Origin of the sequence: Nitrospirillum guaranorum, assembly GCF_034653275.1 — a bacterium.
Classification (GTDB): domain Bacteria; phylum Pseudomonadota; class Alphaproteobacteria; order Azospirillales; family Azospirillaceae; genus Nitrospirillum.
Genome location: NZ_JAYEES010000004.1, coordinates 219,895 through 241,500, shown reverse-complemented (window position 1 = coordinate 241,500; position 21,606 = coordinate 219,895). Strand labels below are relative to the sequence as shown.

Annotated in this window: 22 protein-coding genes; 2 read left to right on the top strand and 20 right to left on the bottom strand. The window is 65.2% G+C overall.

Going from position 1 to position 21,606, the window contains the following annotated elements; genetic code table 11:
• Positions 1-37: 37 nt before the first annotated feature.
• Positions 38-1,225 carry a beta/alpha barrel domain-containing protein gene (locus tag UAJ10_RS22910; RefSeq protein WP_322917578.1) on the top strand — a complete coding sequence of 396 codons (1,188 nt, stop codon included), beginning with the start codon at positions 38-40 and terminating at the stop codon, positions 1,223-1,225.
• A gap of 87 nt (positions 1,226-1,312) precedes the next feature.
• Here UAJ10_RS22910 and UAJ10_RS22905 read toward each other — a convergent pair whose 3' ends face one another.
• The 9 genes from UAJ10_RS22905 to UAJ10_RS22865 form a co-directional block, all read right to left on the bottom strand.
• On the bottom strand, positions 1,313-1,732 hold the full coding sequence (locus UAJ10_RS22905; RefSeq protein WP_322917577.1) for a 3TM-type holin: 420 nt from the start codon (positions 1,730-1,732) through the stop codon (positions 1,313-1,315).
• A 22-nt stretch (positions 1,733-1,754) separates the two neighbouring features.
• A complete protein-coding gene (locus UAJ10_RS22900; RefSeq protein ID WP_322917576.1) occupies positions 1,755-2,171 on the bottom strand; it encodes a glycoside hydrolase family protein in 417 nt (138 codons plus the stop codon).
• Positions 2,172-2,217: 46 nt separating this feature from the next.
• A complete protein-coding gene (locus tag UAJ10_RS22895; RefSeq protein ID WP_322917575.1) occupies positions 2,218-2,613 on the bottom strand; it encodes a hypothetical protein in 396 nt (131 codons plus the stop codon).
• A gap of 69 nt (positions 2,614-2,682) precedes the next feature.
• A complete protein-coding gene (locus UAJ10_RS22890; RefSeq protein WP_322917574.1) occupies positions 2,683-3,477 on the bottom strand; it encodes a hypothetical protein in 795 nt (264 codons plus the stop codon).
• A 14-nt stretch (positions 3,478-3,491) separates the two neighbouring features.
• The gene (locus tag UAJ10_RS22885) at positions 3,492-6,410 is read right to left on the bottom strand and encodes a hypothetical protein (protein ID WP_322917573.1); all 2,919 of its coding nucleotides are present in this window, start codon (positions 6,408-6,410) and stop codon (positions 3,492-3,494) included.
• A gap of 11 nt (positions 6,411-6,421) precedes the next feature.
• A complete protein-coding gene (locus UAJ10_RS22880) occupies positions 6,422-6,967 on the bottom strand; it encodes a hypothetical protein (RefSeq protein ID WP_322917572.1) in 546 nt (181 codons plus the stop codon).
• A gap of 7 nt (positions 6,968-6,974) precedes the next feature.
• Positions 6,975-7,418 (bottom strand): phage tail assembly chaperone, encoded by a 444-nt coding sequence (locus UAJ10_RS22875; protein WP_322917571.1) that lies wholly within the window; start codon positions 7,416-7,418, stop codon positions 6,975-6,977.
• Positions 7,415-12,763 carry a phage tail protein gene (locus UAJ10_RS22870; protein ID WP_322917570.1) on the bottom strand — a complete coding sequence of 1,783 codons (5,349 nt, stop codon included), beginning with the start codon at positions 12,761-12,763 and terminating at the stop codon, positions 7,415-7,417. The genes UAJ10_RS22875 and UAJ10_RS22870 overlap by 4 nt, the downstream gene beginning before the upstream one ends.
• Positions 12,764-12,767: 4 nt before the next feature.
• Positions 12,768-13,229, bottom strand: a complete 462-nt coding sequence (locus tag UAJ10_RS22865) for a C40 family peptidase (RefSeq protein ID WP_322917569.1) — start codon at positions 13,227-13,229, stop codon at positions 12,768-12,770.
• Positions 13,230-13,342: 113 nt separating this feature from the next.
• On the opposite strand from UAJ10_RS22865, the gene UAJ10_RS22860 reads away from it, so the two are divergent.
• The gene (locus UAJ10_RS22860; protein ID WP_322917568.1) at positions 13,343-13,543 is read left to right on the top strand and encodes a hypothetical protein; all 201 of its coding nucleotides are present in this window, start codon (positions 13,343-13,345) and stop codon (positions 13,541-13,543) included.
• A 12-nt stretch (positions 13,544-13,555) separates the two neighbouring features.
• Here the strand turns inward: UAJ10_RS22860 and UAJ10_RS22855 are convergent, their stop codons facing one another.
• From UAJ10_RS22855 to UAJ10_RS22805, 11 genes are all read right to left on the bottom strand, one after another.
• Positions 13,556-14,473 carry a DUF2163 domain-containing protein gene (locus tag UAJ10_RS22855; protein ID WP_322917567.1) on the bottom strand — a complete coding sequence of 306 codons (918 nt, stop codon included), beginning with the start codon at positions 14,471-14,473 and terminating at the stop codon, positions 13,556-13,558.
• Positions 14,474-14,476: 3 nt separating this feature from the next.
• On the bottom strand, positions 14,477-15,064 hold the full coding sequence (locus tag UAJ10_RS22850) for a DUF2460 domain-containing protein (protein ID WP_322917566.1): 588 nt from the start codon (positions 15,062-15,064) through the stop codon (positions 14,477-14,479).
• Between the two features lie 69 nt (positions 15,065-15,133).
• Complete coding sequence (locus UAJ10_RS22845) at positions 15,134-15,937, bottom strand: hypothetical protein (protein ID WP_322917565.1); 804 nt, start codon at positions 15,935-15,937, stop codon at positions 15,134-15,136.
• 27 nt (positions 15,938-15,964) lie between these two features.
• Positions 15,965-18,646: a hypothetical protein gene (locus UAJ10_RS22840; protein ID WP_322917564.1), complete on the bottom strand. Its 2,682-nt coding sequence runs from the start codon at positions 18,644-18,646 to the stop codon at positions 15,965-15,967.
• Positions 18,647-18,741: 95 nt separating this feature from the next.
• The gene (locus tag UAJ10_RS22835; protein WP_322917563.1) at positions 18,742-19,245 is read right to left on the bottom strand and encodes a hypothetical protein; all 504 of its coding nucleotides are present in this window, start codon (positions 19,243-19,245) and stop codon (positions 18,742-18,744) included.
• A gap of 93 nt (positions 19,246-19,338) precedes the next feature.
• Complete coding sequence (locus UAJ10_RS22830; RefSeq protein ID WP_322917562.1) at positions 19,339-19,548, bottom strand: hypothetical protein; 210 nt, start codon at positions 19,546-19,548, stop codon at positions 19,339-19,341.
• Positions 19,549-19,559: 11 nt separating this feature from the next.
• Positions 19,560-19,886: a hypothetical protein gene (locus tag UAJ10_RS22825; protein WP_322917561.1), complete on the bottom strand. Its 327-nt coding sequence runs from the start codon at positions 19,884-19,886 to the stop codon at positions 19,560-19,562.
• Between the two features lie 4 nt (positions 19,887-19,890).
• The gene (locus tag UAJ10_RS22820) at positions 19,891-20,628 is read right to left on the bottom strand and encodes a hypothetical protein (RefSeq protein WP_322917560.1); all 738 of its coding nucleotides are present in this window, start codon (positions 20,626-20,628) and stop codon (positions 19,891-19,893) included.
• 4 nt (positions 20,629-20,632) lie between these two features.
• Positions 20,633-20,863 (bottom strand): hypothetical protein, encoded by a 231-nt coding sequence (locus UAJ10_RS22815; protein WP_322917559.1) that lies wholly within the window; start codon positions 20,861-20,863, stop codon positions 20,633-20,635.
• A gap of 21 nt (positions 20,864-20,884) precedes the next feature.
• On the bottom strand, positions 20,885-21,307 hold the full coding sequence (locus tag UAJ10_RS22810) for a hypothetical protein (RefSeq protein ID WP_322917558.1): 423 nt from the start codon (positions 21,305-21,307) through the stop codon (positions 20,885-20,887).
• A gap of 14 nt (positions 21,308-21,321) precedes the next feature.
• A complete protein-coding gene (locus UAJ10_RS22805; RefSeq protein ID WP_322917557.1) occupies positions 21,322-21,600 on the bottom strand; it encodes a hypothetical protein in 279 nt (92 codons plus the stop codon).
• Between the last annotated feature and the right edge of the window lie 6 nt (positions 21,601-21,606).

The following is a 21,606-nucleotide window of genomic DNA, read 5'->3' as shown; positions in this document are numbered from 1 at the left end:
CCCGCGCATGTCCTGAGGACGACGGAAGGATGGCCACATGGCCGAGGAAAATAAGGAAGTGACAACACCCGGCGCTGTCGAGGCGTCGGCGGGGGAGACCGCCCAGGCTTGGCCCCCAGCGGACACCGTTGGCCGATGGACCGACGTCTATTTCAAACGCACCCGCACCATCGTGGAGCGGCACGGCGACGTTCCCGTCACCTATGCCGTTTTCATGCGACGGCCCGTTGTGTTCGCCCCCCGGCTGGCGCTGGACTGGCTGAAATCAGTGGCAGCGGCCCGGGGTTTCGCGCCGGAAATCGAGGTCCGATACCACGAAGGCCAGTGGGTGGGCGCTGGTGAACCCATGATGTGGATCACCGGACCCTTCTCCCAGCTCGTAGAGCTGGAAACCCTGTTCTTGATGAAGCTGGGCCCTGCGTGTGTGGCGGCTCATAACGCCTTCGTAATGAGTGCGGGCCTGCCCAAATCCGCCTTCCTTGCCATGGACGCCCGCCATTGCGCCGGCACCGAAATGGCCGACCTGATGGCCTACGCCGCCAGCGTCGGCTCCGAACGGGCCAAACGCAAGGTCGGCGCCATCGGCTTCATCGGCAACGCCACCGACGCGACCGCCCGTTATTTCGGCCAAACCCACGGCTTCGGCACCATGCCGCACGCCCTGATCGGCTACGCCGGCTCCACCGTCAAGGCGGCAGAGCTTTACCATGACACCTTCCCCGACGAAGCGATGACCGTGCTGGTCGATTATTTCGGTCGTGAGGTCAGCGACACGCTCGCGGTATGCCGGCGTTTCCCCGAGCTGGCCGCTGCGGGCAAGCTGTCGGTACGCCTGGACACACCCGGCGGACGCTTCGTCGAAGGCTTGGATCCTCCGCAAAGCTACGCGGTGCTGGAGCGGCGCGCGCCGGACAGCATCCGGGGATACCGGGACGAGACCGAGCTGCGCTATTTGATTGGCGCCGGCGTCTCCGCCGCCGGTCTGCACTGGGTGCGTGAGAACCTGGACCAAGCTGGTTTCACCAAGGTACGCATCGTCGCCTCAAGCGGTTTCAGCCCCGCCAAGTGCCGGGTCATGGCCGATGCCCACGCCCCCATCGACGTGGTGGGTACCGGCAGTTTCCTGCCCGAACATTGGGGGGAAACCTATGCCACCGCCGATATCGTCGCCTATGACGGCGTTGCCCGTGTGAAAATGGGGCGCGAGTTCCTGCTAAAACGTTGATCGTCCAAAAGCAAAAAGACCCCCCGGGTGGCCTTTCCGATCGCTCGGAAAGGGCCACCCGGGGGCATTGTCGAAATGACGTAGGCGCTATTTGACGCCTTTGACCTTTTCTAAGGTCCGGAGGCCACCAAGGCCCAGCATGCCAAGCAGAATAGTCGTCAGCTGATCATCAAGCTTAGGCGGCGGGACCACGGAATGGCCAGCGATCAACCCTGCCACCCAGACGAACAGCGGCATGGCGATGTACTGATAGGCCAGCGCGGCGCCACATACCCAGCCAATGAAAGGACGCCACCCGGCAACGAAAACGCTGCCGTTTCCGGCCTCCGCACGATTGACGTCCAGCTGGGCCAGATCCAACTGCTGGATCCTGTCAGCGGCCTCTTTGTAAGCGGCGGCCTCAGCCTGCGCCCGAGCGGTCGGATCCGGGATGAAGTCAAGCAGCTTGGTCACGACCGGGCCGATCACGCCGATGGCCGGTGACAGGATCTCTTGTAAAATTCCCATGGGCAAGCTCCCGTGACGTCATTCAGCCGGCCTTGAGCAGCGCCGCGATGCGGCTGGCTCTAGCACCCACCTGGCCGGCCCAACGAGAGGCCAAGGCCGACTCCGCCGCGGCGTCGAAGCGACCGGCCTGAAGGTGACCCAGGGTCGTGTGGAAAGTAAGCAGGGTAGGGACGCCCATGTTGAAGGCCATATTGGCCAGGGCGCGCTGCCGCGCCTCGGATAGGGTGCGCCACCAGGGCAGAGCCTGGTCCAGCTCCGCGACAACGCGGGCGATGTCGTTGGCCAGCAGGGCGTCGACTTCGCAGGCCGACAAGCCAACATCACTCAGGTTGCGGCCAACACCAATAGTAAGCTTGCCGACGGTGTCCGTGTAAGGCTTGAGGCGAACGCCTTCGTCACGGCGCAGATCGGCAGCCAGCGCCATTGAATCCCAAGTCATCGACGTCTTCCTATCGTTCGGTTGTTTAAAGGGATGCGACCTCGTGTCAGACCGCGCCTTGCGCGAACTGGTTAGCGGCCAAGCGGTGCAGATCGTCGATGCGCTCGTGCGCACGGGTCAGGTTCTGGCTCTGCCTGTCCAGTTTGGCGCCCAGGGCTTCAATATGGGTGGCGAGCGCCGCCAACTGGACGATGACAGCCTTCATTTCGCCCTGAGCCGCGGCAAAGGCCTGTCGCCCTTGCTTGTCATTGGCGATATCACGCTCCGCGCGATCCAAGCGGCTGGCCAAGACCGCTACCCGTTCCGCCAGGCCGCCGTCCTCGTCCTCTTCGGCACGCCGCCGGCGCGAGCTGCGGTGTGCCAGGGCGGAAACCGCTATGGCCAAGGTAGAGCCCAGGGTGGCGCAGATCGCCAAGGGCGTCTCTCCTGCGGAGATATCCATGTGTTCACCGATCCTTATCGGAACAAAATCGCCAACGCGGGCAGAGAGACGGATGGAGGTAGCCAAGGCTCAAGCCAGGCGCTCGCCCGCCAGAATGGCCTTCACCCGCTCGGCCGAAAGCAGCCCCGCCGTCTGAAACAGCTGGAGCGCGGCCGCGGTGGCGGGGTTGTCGAGATCAACCGTATTGGCGCCCAGTGCCGCTTGGCGGGTTGCCCGTACATCGGCGTCCGAGCTTGTGGAAACGGCCAGCCATTCCTCCGGTGTCAGCAGGCAGACGATGACATCTCGCGGTGTCATGGTGCGCGGCCAGCGGACCCGCATCAGCGCCCGCCAGGTGGCGGCCTCTTCAGCCGTCAGGGGCCGGGCGTCGGACCACGTGCCCGCGACCAGGTCGACCGTCTGGGTGGCCGGATCGATGGTCGGGAGCGGCGGGGGCGCCAGCTCGAACGGCGCCTCGGACGGCAGGCCGGTGACCGGGTCCGTCTCCAGAGCGTCATCCCGGGTGCGGATCAGGTGCAGCAGGTCGGCTGGGGCGTTGGCCACCAGCGTGCCGGCCGCAACCCAGGCGGCATGGGCCGGGTTGGGCTGGTCGCCCACCGCGGCGCCGGTCGCGTCGAACAGCGGCACGGTGGCGTCCGGCTCTGGCCGGCTGGCCAGCAGGACCGCGTCATCATAGGCGTCGACCTGCGCCTGGACGGCGCGCACGGCCCGGTTGATAGCCAGCTGCCCGGCGATGTCCGCCAGCGGCGCGATAGCAACCTCCACCGGGTGGTCGGCGCAGCGGGGGCGGCCCTCCACCAGGCACCAGCGGCGCACCAGGCTGTCGCCCTTGTAGAAATCGGTCATGTCGGTCGCGCGGATCATGGGTACGCCCTCCTTCAGGCGGCATAGCGGGTGGAACCCGCGCGGTTGATATGCACCAGGGTCGCCCAGACCAAGCGCTTGGCGGTCACGCCGGTCGCCTGGACGCAGACCGTCTGGGAAGTGGCATCGGCCACCACCGTGATGTCGCTGGTGGTGGTGTTGCTCTCGTAGTCAGTGCCCAGCGTCTGAACGGCCACCACCGTGACGTTGCCATTGGGCAGGCGGTAGACCCTGGCCCGGCGCTGATAGCCCATGCGCTCGGTTGGCGCCGCGCCGTACTCGCTGGCCTCGACGTCCACGAACAGCTGCAGCTCGTCGCCCTCCGCCACCGGCAGGCGGGCGATCACCGTTGGTGTGGCGTCCGTCGTCACCGCCGGCGGGAAGACGACACGGTTGGCATCGATGGGCGCCACCGGCACACGATCGGCCAGGATGCGGTCACGGAAGACGATGGCCGGCTGGCTGGCCACAGCCTGGTTGGCGGTGGCGATGACGTAGCCGCCCTGGCGCGCTGCGACGGCCGTGTGGTTGTCGCTGTTGCCGGCGGTCGCGAGGCCGGTGAGGTGCGCGGTGCGTACCAAACCCTGGAACACGGACGTGCCGTCTCCCTTGGCGGCGTAGAGCGCACCCGTATCCGGATCATGCGCCAGACCCTGAACAGCGGCCGAGGTGCCACCCAGCACGCACTTGGCGCCCGGTTGGAACAGGGGCCGCTCGTCCGCGTACATCCGGGCGATCTGCTCAGGCGTGGGGGCCGTCGCGCCCAGCCTTATCTGAGCAATGGCGTTGATCAGCGGAGTGGTCAGCGTGGCGCCCAGGCCAATCCGCAGGACATGGGCTGCGGCGGTCATGCTTGTGGTCCCGCCGGTGGTAGATGTGGCGACACGGGTGCCGTTCCACCACAGCTCCCAGGTTCCGGCCCTGCGGCCGGCGATGGCGAGCCCCCACACGCCCACGGGCACGGATGCCATCGTCAGTGTCATTATGCCAAACACGTCGAACACCAAGTTTCCAGCGTTCTTGCTCAGCCCCCAAGAGCCTGCGTCATAGGCAGCCGCCGCGCAGCGGGTGATATACGTCTCGTTGCCACCACCGGGATTGACCCAGGCAGCCACCATGAAATCGCCCGCCCCGAAGTCCAGCGCGGTATTATAGGGCTGCTCCAGATAGGCCGACGCGCTGAAGCCTGACCATGCCGCCAGATCAGCCGTGCTCGCCACCAGCGATTTGGTCAGGGCGCCGACGGCCCGCATGCCGACGGCTATGGCGGAGCGATCCGGCTCCGCAAGGTCGACCGAAAGACTGGTGACCAGCCCCGTCTGACCAGATGTGTATGGGCTGTCGAACGAGATCCGCACCTTCGGAGAGGTATCCGTGGCCCGGAACTGGACCAGCACGGTCGAGGCAGCGGTGCTGTTGGTCAAGCCACCAGCCAGCTGGGTTGACTGGGCATTATCAGTGACATCGACCCGCATAATGGTCGCCACGGTGCCGCGCCTCAAATTGATGGCCAGCAAGTAGACCTGGCCCACGACGCAGCCGCTCACCTGATAAATCGCCTTGCTGGCGGTGGAGGTGCTGGCCGTTTCCGCGATCTGAAGGTCGGAACCGCTGATCGACAGCGTCAGATTGCCGTCCGTCGTAGTCCAACCGGTGGTGCCGGCCGAGCTGGTCCAGCTGGCGATATTGGTTCCGGTCATGCTGGCCGTGCTGGTGGTGGACAAGACCAGGCGGCAGTCGCCCACCATCCACCCGCTATTGAACGCCCCGCCTCCAGCATAAGGGCCGCCACTGGCGGTGATCATCGCCAGCATGCCCGCCGCCGGGTTGATAGGGTCCTCGTGATACCGCCACATAGCGCCCGGATTGCGTAGCGCCCCGTCGATGACGCCTGTCATCCCGATTGATTCAGGCCGTTGGATGGCACCACCGGAAGAGGGTGTGCCCACATAGTATTGCATCCACGCTGACCGGCTCATCGACACGTAGGGGATGGGACCGTAATCGACCACCCCTGAGTTGTTGGCGAGGATGGCGGCCAACCGCTGCCCCTCCAGGATGGAACACAAAAAATATCCTCCGCTGGCCGACACATTAGCGATCTGTCCCGACGCGTGGATGACGCTGATACCGTTGGTATGGGCGACCACGACGGTTGACTTGGGCAAGCCGGTGGCGCGATCGATGGGGGCGCCAGGAACCACCGTCACCGCCACCGAATTGCACATCGAGCCGCCGATGGCGGGGCCGATGATGGCGGCGGATGTGGCCGCCGTATTGCGGTCGATGAGGCGTGGATTGTTCGGGCGATACTGATAGCCCGAATGAATACCCCACTGATCGTCCCGAATAAAATCCAGGCAGTAGGTATCGCCGTCCGTCCCGGTGTTGGCGCTACGGATGATTTTGCCATCCCGCGCCGTCACGCTGGTGATCGTCCCCCACCCTTTCAGACCCACGCCCAAGTTGATCATCATCCACATGGCCGGCGTCGCCTGGTCGGCGTCATAGATCGTCATGACGCTGCCCTGCACCACGATCAGCGCCTGGGCCGGGAAGGACGACCGACTACCCCGGGTGCTGCTGGTGGCCTCGGTCACCCAGCTCTGCCAGGTGCAGCGCCGACGCCAGGCGCCGCCGTCGCTGTCGCGCGTGGTGTCGTACCAGAACACCGCTGCCGGCGCCCCAGCCTGGATTTGCCCCAGGAAGCTGTTCAGCGATGACAGGCCGCTGACCGCCACGGCCGCCGCCTGGGCACTTTGGGCGGCGGCGGCCGACGACGCGGCGGTGGTCACGGCGGCTTGCGCTGTGGTGGCGCTGGTGCCGGCTGCACTGACGGAGGCGTCCAAGGTGGCCTTGGCGACGTTCACGGCGCTGGTCAGCGCGTTGACGCTGGTGGTGAGGCCAGCGACTTGGGTGGCGAGATCGGTCATGGGCGGGCCCCTTATCGGAAGGCGATGGCGGTGACGTAGCGGGTCTGGCTGTCGGTGAAGGCTGTGGCCATGCTCACCAGCAGACCGTCGATGCTGTCGGCGGTGGACTGGGCAGCGGCGGCGCTGCCGGCGGCGGCCGTCGCCTGGGTGGCGGCGATGCCGGCCTGAGTGGTCGCCGTGGCGGCGGCGGCCTGGGCCGCCTGGACGTTGACGTAGGCGTTGACCGCCGTGGCCGTCTGCTTGCCCAGCGCCAGGATGGCGCGGTTCACCACCACGTTGGTGTTGCGCAGGCCATGCGACAGCAGGGGCGCGCCGGTGGACGGGTCGAAGTCCCGCACCGCCTCATAGGCCGTGTTGGTGTAGGAGGCGCCGGGCCAGGGCGTTTCCAGGGTCAGGCTGCCGTCGGCGGTCACAGCGGCGACGACGGCCACGGGATCATCCTCGCTGACCGTCAGCAGGGCGCCGGGCGCCAGGTTGGCCAGCCAGACCGTGCCCATGCCGGTGACCGTGGCGCTGCCGTTGGTGAGGGTGATGGTGCCGGTGGTGTATTGGGTCATGACGGCCTCAGCTGGGCGGGACCGGCCACGCCACGGCGGCCGGGTCGGTGGTGGTGGCGGGGAGGTCGCGCAGCGCCTGGCGATAGGCCGTCCAGGCCGCGCGCTGTGCGTCGGTCATCGCGGCCCAGCGGTCGGGCAGCACCCGGATGTCGCTGGCGGACAGCATCAGGTCGCGCTGCTCCCGCAGGGTGCCCAGGGCACGGACCTGGGCCGCCGCCGCGAGGTCGGCCACGTCCCGAGGCGCCAGCGCGCCATCCACGACCCGGCAGGACCAGATGCCGTCGGCCTGGTCATCAGCAATCTTCAGCCGGCCGATGCCGTCGCCGCCTATTCCCTCCTCCAGCGGGCTGAGCGGGTCACGGTGGTGCAGGGCGAGGACGCGGCCGGTGGCGGGGTCGTAATCGACGTAGAAATGCACGGCCGCGTCAGCCAGCGCGGGGGTGTCGGTCATCGGAACCACCTCACTTGCATGGTGACGCCGCTGAACTGCCAGGCGTCGTAGACGATGGTGCCGCCGCTGTCGCCGCCACCGACAATGTCAGCGGGCCGCCAGGCTTGCAGGGCGTAGGTGTAGGTATCCAGGTTGGGATCGCTGTAGGCGCCGTCCGAGGCGAAACCCTGGTAAGGAGAGGCCGTCAAGTTTAGCCCTATGGTGGATGTGGCCCCGGTGCGGGTGTTGGTGCGCAGAACCTGGACCTTGACCCCATAGGCGTGATTGCCTCCGGACCCGGTGATGGCGACGGACGCGCTGAATGTCACTTTGATATCGCAGGGGTTGCCGCGAACCTGGAAAGCCGGCACCGACGTGATCGTGGTCCAAGCCCCCTTGGTGCTGGCGGTAACGCTGGACCCGTCCTGGTAGGCTGAGACAGACGCCACACCGCTGGCCACGCCCACACCCAAGTCGTTGCTGTCGAATAGAAGTCGACCGCTGCTGTCCCATGACCAGAAGCCGTAGTCGGAGACATTTTTCCCCATCAGGCAGCGCCCGCGGTTCCCGTCGGCGACCCAGATATTGCGGTTAGGCCCATTGATGGTCAGTCCCGACGTGCTGGGCTGGCCATTGTCCGTGGCATAAATGATCTGGCCGCTGATTGAGCCGCCCCTGATCTGGTCCGCCGTGATGGTGCCGGCATAGACGACACTCGCGCCCAGCGTGCCGGTGGTGATCTTGCCGGCGTCCAGGCTGGGAATGCGCACGGCGTCAAAGGTGCCGCTGGTGATGACGCTGGTCGCCAAGCCAGCGGCACTGATCAGGCTGGCGGTGATCGTGCCGGTTCGGATATTCGCGCCATCGATGGTCGTCCGGCCATAAGTGGCGTTCAGCCAGGTGTTGCTGTTGTAGGTCGCGAACACCACGGCGTTGCCGCCCATGGCCACGGACGCGTCGCTGGTGGCGCTGATCGCGTTGGCGCCCTGCACCCAGTAGAGGTACAGCAGTTGGCCGGTCCAGGTGGCGGAGCCGCCGCTGATGCCGGCGACCTGCGTCGCGCCGTTGTTGTCGGTGTACGTGACCGACCCACCGACCCACGACACCGTGTTGGTGGTGGGATCGGCGGTGAAGCCCAAGCCTTCAACCGCCAGTCCCCGGTTGCCGATGGTCAGCTTGTTGGCGGTGATGGTGTTGGCGGCGATGGCGCCCCCGTTGATCTGGGTGTTGTCGCCGCCATACAGCCAGTTGGTCAGCGTGGTGCCACCCGTCAGCTGAACCTTGCCGGGAGCGATGAGCGTGCTGTTGGCGTTGACCTGCGCCGCCGGGTTATTGGCTTTGGATTGCGCGTCATTGGCCGTTGCCTGGGCGGTGTCGGCCGTATCCTTCACCGTGCCGATGCTGACGCCGGTGGTGCCCACGGTGATGGTGGCCGGCAGGCTGGTGCTGGGTGCGAACAGGTTGCCGGTGAGGGTTTGGGCGGCGATCTGCGTCGCGGTGATGGTGCCAGTGGCGATCTGGCTGGCGGTGATGGTGTTGGCCGCGATTGTCGCGGCGGTGATGGCGCCGGCGGCGATCTTCTCCGTCGTGATGGCTCCGGCGTCCAACTGGGCTGTCTTGATCGCACCGGCGGTGATCGCCCCGCTGGTGATGCTGTTGCTGAGGATGTCCGCGCCATCGGTGGCACGGGTCCAGGCCCCTCCCGACAGCCGGTACAGCTTGGCATCCGTGGTTAGCAGCACGACGCTGGGCCCGGTATACCCGCTCACCGCCGGAAGGCTGCCCACCACGCCAACGGGGCTGAGGCCTGAGGCAAAAGCGGTGTAGTTCAGGCTGCCGGGGCTGAAGTCGGCCGCCACGGCCTGGGCCACCGTGCCGGACACACCGGCCGTGCCGCTGGATGGAAACCAGGGCCCGATGTTGCCGGACGTGTCCACCGCCCGCACCCAGTAATAGCGTGTCTGGCTGGCCGGCAGGCCGGTATGGGTGAACGCGGTGGACATCACCGACGCCACCTTGACCGCCGCCGCCCGGTCATTCGTCGTCGACGCCCAGATCTCGATGGCCGCCAGGTCCGCGTCGCTCGGGTTCACCCAGGACAGGTAAGGCGCCCGCAGGCCGGGCAGCACCGTCAGGCCGGAGCACGCCCCCGGCGGCACCGTGTCGCCCGCCGTGGTCAGGCTGACAGCGGCGCTGTAGTCGGAAGCGATGTCGCTCTTGGACCGGGCGCGCACCCGCACGCTGTAGGCCGTGGCCGCCGACACCGTCCACTGATAGGCCGGCGCCGTGGTGGTGAACACGATCTCCGACCCCGTCCCCTGCTCGATGGCGACGTCGAAGCTGGCGAAGTTGGCGCTGGGGCTGGCATCCCAGGTCGCCTTCAGCACCGTCAGCGCATCGCCGGCCGGCGTGATGCTGGTGGAGGAGGTCAGCGCCAGGCCGGTGGGGACGGCCGGCGGCGTCACGTCCAGGACGATATCTTCCACCTTGATGGGGATTTCCCCGGCGATGTTCAGGCCACTGGTGCCGAAGGCGTCATAGGCCGCCGCCCGCACATAGTAGCTGCCCAGCGCTTCGGGCAGCACCAGCAGGTTCAGCAGGCCCTGATAGGCCGGCTCGGTGGCGGTGGGGTCGAAGCCCTGGGTCTGGCTGATCCAGACGATATAGCCGGCCAGGTCGCGGTCGGTCACCACCGGGATGTCCACCACGATGGTGCCCACGCCCTGCCGCACCTGGGCGGCGACGGCGGGGGGTGCGGGGTTGTTGACCGTGAGGGTGGCGGCCTTGCTCTCCCCACCCAGCTTGTCGCGGATGGTGACGCTGAAGGTCAGGCGGCGGTGCGGGCCGCCGGCGTCCTTCGCGTTCATGCTGTCGAAGAGGTAGAAGTACTCCTCCGTCGTCACCAGGTCGGTGCGCAGAACGGCACCGCTGTCGGGCTCGATGACGGTGACGGCGTAGGCCTGGAAATACGGGTTCACGTAGCCGGAGCCCGCGCCATAGGGCTGGTTGCCCAGGCTGGCGCTGGTGGCGGGGAAGTTGCCCTGCCACACCAGATGGATGTCCCGCCCCACGAACTCGGTATCCAGGCCCTGGCCGTACAGCTCTAGGTGGGTGACGCTGGCGCCGCCCAGGACGCCGCCCACCTCGATGCTGACGGCGGGGCCCCAGGCGGAGCGCACGTCGGTGCCGATGCCGCTGGCCGCCTGCACCGTGTAGGTCACCGCCTGCGTCACGGGCATCAGCAGGGTATCGGTCGATCCGGCCGGCACCTTGACCTGCTGCCAGTCGGTAACGCCGCCACTGCCAGCCACGCCCCAGCGCAGGATGGTGTCCGTGGACATACCGGCATCGGCCGGCGTCCAGCGGGCGCGGATGCCCAGCTGCACCGTGCCGTCGGCCAGCACGGCGTTCTCCACCGCCAGGGTCAGGCCCGTGGGCGCCGGCAGCGCGCCCACCGCCCCCACCGGGCTGTAGAGGTAGGCATTCACCTCCGCCAGGCTGCGTTCCGCCGCCTGGAAAATGTTGAAGCTGGTCAGCTTGATGTACAGCGTCTGGCCGATGTAGGCGGCGGGCAGGTCATACTTGAAGACGGCCTCGTCCAGCCGCAGGAAAGGCGTGCCCGCCGGGTGGTCGACGGCCCCGGTGCCGTACAGGCCCCGGTTAAGGTCAGCGAGATGGTAAGCGGCGCTGCCTGTCAGGGTAGCGGGGCCGTAGGCGACCATCTCCGCCCCCAGCAGACTGAGCGTACGCCCGGCGGCGGCATCCGCGGCGCTGCCGCCGGCCAGCTTCAGGCGGCTGGTGGCCAGACTGACATAGGCGTCCGCCGCCCCCGCCGTCAGATCCTGGCCCAGCGTGCCCAACCGTGCCGGCGCCGTGATCTGGCCCACCCGCTGATAGGTCAGGTCGTCGGCCGACACCCAGACGGAACAGCCGCCCCAGTTGGGCGACAGGCCGCAGGCGCCGATCCATACCTGCTGCACGCCGCCGGAGAGGCCGGGCGACGGCTCGAAGATCACAGGGTCGGCCAAGTCGCCCGGGTCCACGCCGGTGTTCAGGGGCGTGTTGCTGGTGACGGGCGTGGGGTACAGCGTGGCCGTGCCGATGCCGGCCGGCAGTTCCTCCGCCGTGAAGGTCAGCAGGCCGTCCTCATCCTCATCGATCTGGGTGATGCGGACAGGGAACTTGGCCAGGCCCAGGGCAGCGTCGGTCAGGGTGACGATGTCGCCCGGCTCCAGCAGGGCGAAGGTCCAGGCCAGCTTGAACTGGTAGGTGTTGCGGACATAGAGCTGACGCTGAAGGATCAGGGTGGCGATGGCCGACGCCGTGGCGGCGCTGCAGATCTCATGAGCCTGCACGGGGTCGCCGGTGCGCAGGCCATAGGCGTCGATGGCGGCCAGGTCGCGCACCTCTGCCGTCGCAGTCTGGTAGGAGTTGTCGCGGTCCTTGTACTCCACCTTGGCGGTGTTGATGGCGTCGGCCGGGTCGGAGCGGCTGAGCGTCACCGGGTCATCGCCAGCGCCGGCGATGAAATCGTCGTCGGTCAGGTCATAGACGGGCGTCAGGTCGGGCGTGAAGGTGACGCCGTTGCCGGTCAGCGGCTGGTCACCCAGGGGCAGCGCCCGCACCTGGTCGCCGGACCAGTAGATCAGGGTGTTGGTCAGCTGGGCCCAGCGGTTGACGATGTCGCTGGCGGCCTCCTGCTGTGCCAGCAGGGGCGACATCAGCAGGCCGGCGGCGGCGCAATAGCTGCGCCAGGCGCCGAGGTCGCCGATGCGGTCGGCCGGCAACCCCACGCCATAGCGCTCGTTGGTCAGGAAATCGACCAGGATGTCGGCGGGGTTGGCGTCGAAGGCGCTGGGACCGGTGCGCGACACGGCGTCCGACTGCACCTCGAAATTATGGTTGGGCAGGCTGGCACTGCTGCCCAGGTCATAGGATGGCGAGGCGACATAGGCGGTGTAGGGGTAACCCAGGGCCTGGTCGGTATGCTGGGTATAAAGCGAGGCGAAAGGCGCCTGATCGGCGGTGCCGGTGAACAGGGTCAGGTTCAGCTTGGCCAGGCTGGTGTCGGTCTTGTCCGCCCACACGCGGCCGATGCCGGCAATCTCCCCCTCGCACAGACCCATGGCCACGGCGCAGCTGTAGACTTGGGTGGTGGATTGCGCCCCGCCGCCCTTGCCGCCGCCGGTGTCGCTGGCCACGGCCTTGGAGGTGAAGTCGTCGTACCAGATCAGGTTGGGGGCGACGCGCTGGGTGCCCCACAGCAGGGGAATGGGCAGACCGGCGGCGCTGGTCTGCACCTGCAGGCCGGTATAACTGGGCTTGGTGTCGGCATTGGTCTTGCCGCCACCGAATAGGCCGGACATGGCATCAACCCCACAGGCTGTAGAAGATCAAGGGACGGTCGAGGAAGGGCTGTTGGCGCAGGTCGCCCACCACGCAGCGGCCGTCCCGGGCGTAGGCGTGGACGAGTTCGAAGCGGCCGGTCATGACGGCGCCGTGGCTGAAGCACCGGCCGAAGCGGGCCAGCACCACGTCGCCCGCCTGCGGCGCGCGGGTCGCCGGATCGAAGGGCTGGCCAAAGCGTTCGGTCCAGACCACATAGCGCTCATCCGAGCGATGCAGGTGCCAATCCGGTGGATAGGGGCGCGGGTCGAAGGGCGGCAGCACGCCCGTGTCCACGAACACGCGGACCAGCAGCATGGAGCAATCGACGCCCGCCCCCTTCACATCGGCCAGCTGGTGATAGGGCGTGCCCACCCAGCTCAACGCCTCCGCGACCACGGCGGCGCGCTGGGCGGCTTCACCGCCGTCAGCCGGAATGTCCGCCATGGTGGAACCTCCATTCGGATCGATTTGTCGCTCACGCGCGCGGATGAACAGGCGTAGACTGACAGCCTGGAGTCGCCCGGCTATCCGGGCCTCCCTCTTCAGCGAGGACAGCCATGGCCGAGAAGACGCAAGGCTTCTGGAGCGATCTGCTGCTGGAAGAATTGGTGGAAAGCCTGGAGTGGGCGCGATCGCCACTACCCCTGATCATTCCCCCGCCGGATCAACTGGCGGATATGGCGGCGGGCATGGTGCCGGCCAGCCTCAGGCGGCCCGGACGTGTTCATTTAACTCCGCCGGTGCTGCCCCGTCATTGACCGCGGCGGCACTCAAGCCGCAGTCTCCGCCGCCGGGATGTAGGGGAAGGCGCGGATGTTGGCCAAGTTGTTGAACCGCGCCTGGCACGTGGCGGCGGTGTGGTCGCAGCCATAGGTGATGGTGAACGGATCGCCCATGGCCGGCGCATGCGGCAGGGGATAGGCCAGCCCCATGTTGCCGCCGCTGACCACCTTGATGGTCCGCACCACCCCGGCGTTGACGCCGCCCGTGAAGCTGATGGCGCCCTGAACGAAGGCCTGGGGATCGACCGCGGCGCCCGCCCCATCGGGGGCCAGGGCGGTCAGCGGCGTCGCCGGCACGATGGTGCCGACAACCGACCCTTGGCCCACGCTGTTGCTCCAGCTGTAGCGGGAGCGCAGCAGGGTGCAGCCGCTGTCATACAGGGTGTGCAGGCAGTTGGCCTGATAGAGGTTGCGCGGCATCTGCTGGTCCAGCAGCAGCAGGTCGCCCTTGACCGTCAACGTGGCCCGCGCCCGCCCGGCCTGGGCGGTGGACACGCGGCCCTCGAACAGCAGGATGGTGCCGAAGGCGGCGGTGCTGGCGCCGGGCATCAGCGCCCGTTCCAGCCGGATGCGGGCGCCGTCGAAGCCACCATTGTTGACGAAGGCGTTGACCGGCACGTCGCCCAGCAGCTCACTGGCGGCGCTGTCGATGGTGAGTTCCATCTGCGGCACCTCCAGTTGCGCCTTGCTGGACCAAGTGGTGCGGGCGATGCGGGGCCCGGTGGCCAGCCAGGTGTTGCCGCCGTAGCTGATGGCCCGGTCGGTGTTGGTCCAGCGCCAGACCGTGCCCGTGGGGGCGCTGGGGTTGCTGACCTGGGCCGCCAGGGTGACGGTGAACAGGTCCGCCGACCACAGGTTGGGCGTGGTGCGCAGCCATTGGATGAAGGCGGTGTCGGTGGAGCGCATGGCTCAGGCCCTCACGCTGACCAGGTTGACCTGCTTCGCCTGCCACAGCTGGGCGGCGAACTTCTCGAACTCCAGGCCGTCATCCTTGAAGCGGCACAGGAAGGCGTATTGGAAATCGGCGGTGATGACGGCCCCGTTGGCCGGCGGGCTGCTGAAGGTCAGGACGTTGCCGGCGACGCTGTAGCCGGAGGTCTGGCGGGCGCCGCCGACATAGACCGTGACGCCGCCGATGACGGCGCCCACAGGCTCGACAGAACCGCCATAGGTGCGGACCAGGGTGAACGACGTGGACGCACCATCGCCCACCGCAACGGTCTGGGCCGTGGCCTGGTTGTCGTCCGGATCCTGGAACAGGAACGGCGTGAACGCGCCCTGCATCTGGAGATAGAAGCCCAGCAGCTGCTTCAGCTCGTTGGCCGCCGCCGTGTCGCGCAGGAAGTCGTAGGTCAGCGTGAATTCCCAGATGGGCGCCGACCACATGGCCATGCGGGTCTCCCGGCCGGATGCCGCCGTTGCGATCTTGGTGGAGAACGTCGGCTTCTTGGTAACGGAATAGCCCAGGCCCGCCAGGGCCGGATAGATCGCGGTCATAGGCAACCCCTAACAAAAAAAGGGCGCCTTGAAGGCGCCCTTACTATAGGTATTAAAATAAATCTACCGCTACTGAATCGGCTTTATTTCATAATAAGCCACAAAACCGGCGCTTTTAATTCTGTGAGTGAAAACATCCCGATTCATATAGGGATAATCAACCCATCTAACGGAAACGCCACACATCTCTCCTAATTTTCTCCCTTCAACAGGCGGGCGGCCAATTCGGCTATGTGGCAAAACTTCGTTATAGATAAACTTAAACAAATCAATGTCCTTTATACCAGGACATGTATTTGCCATGACAGGATACATTAATTCATATATGTGAAGCTTCCGAAATTCGTCCTCAGTGCTGGCAGTCAACGTTAAACCGCCGTCACCCTCTGGGGATATTTTTATTGATTCTACTTTTCTATCCTTAGAATCATCCGTATATATTTGAATGTTATATGCAACACCTTCATACCCGCCGATTGGCGTCGGAATTATCCGCCGATTCTCCAGGAGAATTTCTGTATTCGGCCTGGAGAATCCGTTTATATTAGGCCTTTCGTCACCAAAAAAAGTTTTCATCTCCTCAAAAACTGGAGACATAACAATGAAATTCATTGAAGAAAAACTCGCAACACATTGTGCAGCAGCTAGTCCGATACATCCAGGGCTTTCTAAATGATCCCGAATGGCCACCACATGCTGCATCGTCGACTGAAATTGTGCATCCCCAGAAAATATCTGGGTAGCCGGGACAGTTTTAAAATCTCTATCGTGAACCGCCAGGCCAGGATATATTTTCTTCGGTGCTCCAATACCGGAGCACGAGGCAATCGCCACGGCGATCAACGAAAGTACCGCCGGCTTCTTTAGCTTCATTCACGCCCCCGTCAATTAGTCAAATTGCTAGATTGCGAAGTTCCGCTTTTGCCCACGCAGGGCAGCCACCAGCTTGTCGCCATGGCGATTGAAAAAGCTGGCGACATCACGGCTGTCCATGGCCTGGACGTTGAACGTGACACCGCCATCGCCGCTCGTCGCCACCTGAGCATTGGCATTGGCCGCGCCACCGCCCGGCAAGTTAAAATTGGCCGCCGCCAAGGCGGGCACCGCCAGCGATGGCAGCCTTTGGGCCGCCAGCATGGTACGCAGAGGCGAGGCGATACCGGCCGGCAACACCATCTCGTCCTTATGTAACTCCGTCAGCATGCCGTCCGCCGGCACCCGCCCCCAGCCGCCGGCGGCGCTGGACAGGCTGCTGGTCAGGCCGGAGATCGCCAGTTGCACAGCGGCGGAAATGGCTGGCGCCACCCACCAGGCCGGGCCTGCGCTGGCAGAGGCATAGGCATTGGCGGCGCCTGTAGCCGCCGCGTTTTTAATCTGTGAGGTCGCCGTCTCCACCGACTGCGCCATGGCCTTGTTGGCCGTGTCCTGGTCAGAGTTCAGCTTGATCACATTGCTCATGATCCAGGCCGTGGCCTGCTGCTCCGCCATGTCCACCAGTTCGGACAGGACCTTGTTGGCCATCTCGCTGACCGACTGGCGGACCGTCTTCGTGCCGGTGATCAGGCCCTGGACCATGCTGCCCATGGATTTGGTGATACCGCTGACCGTCTGCTGATATTCCTTGTGCTGGTCGCGGGCGGCCTGACGATTGATTTGGACGATCTGAGCGGCAGAGCTCTTTTCCAGATTATCCTTTTCCTTCAGGAAGCGGTCATGGATGACACGCCTCTGCTCATCGCTCGTCGCCGCGGCCTCTGTCCGAATCCTGTATTCTTCGAGAATCTTGAGGGTGGCGTCACGCTCAGCCTCGACCTCCTTGGCCTTGGCGGCGGCCATGTCCATGACGGACAGGTTCATCATCTGCCGCCGGAGGTCATTGTCCGCCACGTCCTCCTTCTGATCGGCCTTGCGTTGCTTATCCTTGTCTCGCGCTTGAGCCAGACCGGCTTGTGCCAGCAGGTCGGCATCCTGTTTCAAGGCGTTGCGGAGTTCTTCGGAGCCTTCGCCATAGCGTTCGGTTTGAAGGGCCTTCAGCCTGGCCTTGTTGTACTCCAGGGTGCCGTCATACTCGATATTGGCGGCCAGGCTCTGCTGCAGGTCCTTGATTTCCGCGTCCAGTGTCGCCTTGTGCGCGGCGGTGATTTCCCGTTGAACCCGCCGCGCCTCAGCCGGCAGGTCGGCGGAATGGGCCTGGACGAAGGCCAACTCGCCGGCCAGCGCTTGTTCCCGCTCCGCCATGCCCTCGCGGGTAGCCGCCACACCGTCGCGAATGCTGGCCAACTGATCAGTCAATGCCTGGCGGTCGCGACGCCGCCGCTCCGCCGCGGCGGCCTCCTCCTGGGCTTGGCGGGCCCGCGACGCCGCATCGGCCTGAGCCTTTTCCTCAGCGGCAACACGCGCCTTTTCAGCAGCCCGTGTTTGCTCGGCCTGCGCCGCCCTCTCATCGTCTTCTTTGGCCTTCTGATCGGGACCGGAGGCGTGCTTTAACGTGTCTACCCGGTGCTCGGCGGTGTTGACCTTAGCGTCCGCCTGATCTTGCGCCTGGGAAACACCGCCCCAGTCATACCCTTCCCCGACGTAGCGCGACCCCAGGGCTTCTCGTTCACGTTTTGCTTCCGCCAAATCATGTTCCGCCTGGACCAGCGCGTCGTATCTCTGACTCAAGGCGTGCATCAATATCGCGCGCTCGGCCATCAAATCATTGTTCTGCTTGGCGGCGCGCAACGCCTGTTGGTCACTGACCGTCAGGAAGTTCAGGGACTTGTCCAACTCCAGGATGGCATCCGCCCCACCTTTGAATGCCCCAGCCAGGGCCTGGGCGATCTTATCCGCCCCGCCCAGGGCCGGCGCCAGGCCGGCCAGCATGCCGGCATAGCCCTGCAGCTTGTCCTTTTCCTCAACCGAAGCCACGCCGATGGAGCGGATGCCATCCACGACGGCGGCGGCATCCTTCTGCGACAGGCCGAAATCATCATGCAATGAGTTGATCCAAGCCTTGACCTGCTCCGCTGAACCGGTGGCGCCCAGCCCAACCGCCGTCAGATGGCCGGCGATGTCCTTCGACAATTGTTTGAGTTCAACAAAGTCACCAATCACCACATAAGCAGCGGTACCCAACGCCGTCAGCCCGAGGCTGACAGCCACCCCCACAGGCCCGAATCCCGCCAAGGCCCCAACCACCGCCGGCGCTTGCTCGACAATAGCCAGCAAGGGATTGGTGCCGTCCCGGATCTCCTTGCCCATCGACAGGGACGCGCCCCCCAGGTCCTTGAACGCGGTGGCAACGTCCTTGAACTTGGTGCCCGCCTTCTCCTGCTCCTCTCCACCTTTTTTGGTCGCCTCGGCATGGGCATTCGTCTGCGCCGTGGCCTCCGTCAGGGTTGATGAAGCCGTGGACAACTGCCGAGACGTGTCCGCCATGCGGCTGGAAAGGCGCTCGAAAGCCCCCTCAAGTTCCCGGACACCGGCCTGCAATCCCTCCGTGGCGATTTTAATCTGCTCGGTAGCCTGACCGGCTTGTTGGGCCGCAGTGGCTAAGCCAGAGATATCACCGTTGAATTTGACTTCCACCGGTTCAACCATGAGCATCCTCACAGATAGAAGCCATCGCCACTAGAATAGTGGGCGGCCAAATTTGACGAAATTCTTAGTGCACCTTCGCCACACAGCCATATATATTACTTTGAAGTGTATGCTTTTTTCATTCCGTTAAATCTATTCTCGTCCAATTTTGAGAAGTATGACTGACAGAATTTGGAAACGTCACGATCATTTAGATTAAATTCATTCTGAATCATATTTATCCATGCAACTCTTAGCTTCATCGTCCCCAGACAAAAACCGGTCGCCTCTTTTCCGGAAAGTATATTATCAGAACATTTAAATAAATAATCTGACCACATTGCCGCCATGAGCGCTGCGCCAAAGGATCCCAGTTTCGATTCTATTTCATTATTCCCTCCTTTATTCTTATAATATAGGTTATTGACCGCCATTTCGGTCATCATGAAACAAGTGTCAACTTTTCCCACGTCCTTATTGTGATCCACACATTCTTGGATTTTATCTCCTCCACCGATCATTCCCTTTAAGATATTGGCCGGAATTTCTGCGCGGGCCATGTGTGTCGCCCCGACCAGAAATAGAGTCCCTATCAACGTAACCACGGTAAATTTGCTCATTGCTTCCTCAATGTGGGGGGTGTCCCGATGGGAGGGTTGCCGATACGGCAATATCCAACAGACCGAACAAAGCAGCAACAATTTCCACAACCTTCAGCCGATATTCCCCCCACCAAACATCGTCAGCAAGTCTGCCAATCCGACCTCGTCAACCGGCGGCGGCCCCTCCGGCTTGATGCCCAGATAGGCCGCCACCATCAGGTGAACGGGCGGATGGTGGCGCCAATAGCGCCACAGCGCCTGGTAGCGCGGCAGGGTGAACTGCCGCTCCACCTCGTCCCAGGCGCCACAGCCTGACGCCACCAGCTCCGCAGTCAGGTCGTCGATGTCATCGACGATCCCGCCTGCGGTATCGGCTCCCCCGTCGGGATCAGCCCCGACTCGCGCAGGATGCCCACCACCGCAGCTACCAGGGCCGGGAACTCGGTGGCGGCCAGTTTCTGCTCAATAACCTCAGCCGTCAGGTCGGGCACGGTGCTGTTCAGGGCGGCCGCCACGATGCGGATGCCGGCGGCCGCTTGGTCCACCGGATCGGTTAGCAGGGGCAGGCCCTTGATGTCGGCCCAAGCGGCCTTCAGGGCGGCGAAGTTCATGGGCGGCACGGGATAGTCCGTGCCGCCGATCACCACATTAGCGCCCATGGCCTTAGCCCTGCACGCTGAGCTTGCCCACCGTGCCGGAGGCATCGGCGAAAGCCATGAAGTCCAGTTCCGGCTGCATGTAATCGCCCTGCTTGGTCGCCAGTTGCAGCTTGCTGGAGGTGCAAGCGTTCAGGCTGAGCACGAAGTTCTGGCCGCCGAAGGGCGTGGTCAGCACGCAGGAGAAAGTGGGCGCCACACCCTGCAGCTGGTTGCTGATGGTGGTGACGGTGCCGCCGGTGGCGCTGGTGTAGCTGTAGCTGATCAGCAGGCCGGCGCCGGTGTCGGCGGCGGCGAAGGTGTAGGTGCCGCCCGACTGGCTGTACTGGCCGGTTGCCGGCGCGCTGGCCACCTTGGCCAGCGGCACACCGGTCGCGGCGAACACCACGCCCTGGTCAGCCTGGAAGCCGGTGCTGTTGGCCACCGTGATGGTGTACGGGTTGGTGGCCGGCACGCTGGCCGCCTCGTTCAGGGCCACGAGTTGCTGTCCCGTGGACTGGCTGCCGCCGAAGAACAGGTTGTTGAACAGGGCGCCCTGGATTTGGCCGGTCTTGGCCTTACCCTGGATCTTGGCCTGGCCCCGGGCGACGGACACCGGGAACTGGTTCTGGCCGTACAGTTCCTTGAGCGTGAAATCGATGTCCACAGAGACGGACTGCAGGGTGCCGAACTGGACAGGGGTCGCGTTGGCCACACCGATGGGCGTGCCGAACAGGGAACCGGCGCCGAAGGAATATTGGGGCATGGGATCAAATCTCCTGCAGAATGCGGGCCTTCAGCCCGTCCAGGGTGGTGACGAGGTGGTTGTAGGCGTCGGTCACCCGAGCCACGGGTGAGTTGTGGATCTCCTCCGCCAACCAGGCGGCAAGCGCCCGCTCCAACCGCAGGGGCCAGTCGCAGGCGGGGCCGGCTTCGGTGATGGAAACGGGCGCGGGGTCGGGGGCGGCGGCGGTATCGGCCGGCACGTCGGCATCGGTCATGACAAGCATCCTCGATAACGATTAGGGAATAAGCAGGTGCAGCGGCACAATGGCCACGGCCTGGGAGCCCAGGGCGCCCTCGTCCGTGGTCACTTGCCCCTCGATCCAGCAGTCGTAAACAAGCCCGCCCAGGGTCTGCTTGTCCTGGCCGGGCGGGGGGCGCAGGGCGGCCTCCACCGCGTCCAACAAGGGGTTCAGCACCACGGCGCCGGCGGTTTCGTCGTCCGGCGCCTGGGCGTAGAGCAGAACGTCCACGCGCAGCAGGCGGTGGGCCGGCAGGGTGTCGCGGCGCGTCACCTCCTCCCCCCGGCTCATCAGGAACAGGGCCGGCTGCTGCGCCGGCGACAGGTCGTTCCACAGCCGCACCCGGCGGCTGGCGGTGGCGAAGGGGGCCGCCGCCGTCAGCCGGGCAAACAGGGCGGCATGGATGTCCTCACGGGCCATGATCGATCCTGGTTTCAAGAACTGAGCTGATTGGTGACGGCCGTGCCGATGGCATCGGCCAGGGCGGCACGCATGCTGTCCGTGTGATCCGCTAGGGTCGGCGCCAGGAAGGGATGGCCGTCGTAGTCCACCCGGCGGTCGTAGGCGTGGACCGGGACGCTGACCGGGGAGATGGACCGGCCGAAAGCCTGGGTGATGGTCCGCAGGTGGGCCCGCACGGATTCCGTGGCGTGAAAGCCATATTCCTGGAAGGCGGCGTAAGCAGCCGCGGGTGAGGCCGCGTCCACCGTCACGCCCGC